At 42.9% G+C, this 470-nt stretch carries 1 protein-coding gene; it reads left to right on the top strand.

The annotated features are described in order from the left end of the window. Positions 1 to 405: ATP-binding cassette domain-containing protein (locus A3729_RS06240; protein WP_156497735.1), on the top strand; the 405-nt coding region annotated here is incomplete at its 5' end. Between the last annotated feature and the right edge of the window lie 65 nt (positions 406 to 470).

Raw genomic sequence — 470 nt, 5'->3', positions numbered from 1 at the left:
GAAGAAGACAAAGATCTATTCGAATGGATGGGTGAATGGGGGCAAGAAGGTGATGACGAACAAGTGATTCGTGGCACTCTTGGTCGCTTACTTTTCTCTCAGAACGATATCAACAAGTCAGTCAAAGTGATTTCGGGTGGAGAGCAGGGCAGGATGCTATTTGGCNAGATCATGCTTCAGAAGCCAAATATTCTTGTGATGGATGAGCCGACTAACCACTTGGACATGGAGTCTATTGAATCCTTGAATATGGCGCTAGAAAAGTTTGAAGGAACTCTACTGTTCGTTTCTCACGATAGAGAATTTGTTTCATCTTTGGCGACACGTATTATCGAGATTACGCCTGATGGCATAGTCGACTTTAACGGTAACTATGATGAATACCTAGAGAGCCAGGCCCAGTAAAAACCTTGCTCTTAAGGTTTTGAATGAAGGGGCGTAAAGCCCCTTTTTTAGCATTGTTATATATC

This window comes from Oleiphilus sp. HI0043, from assembly GCF_001634935.1.
This window is presented reverse-complemented; position numbering and strand designations above follow the sequence as displayed.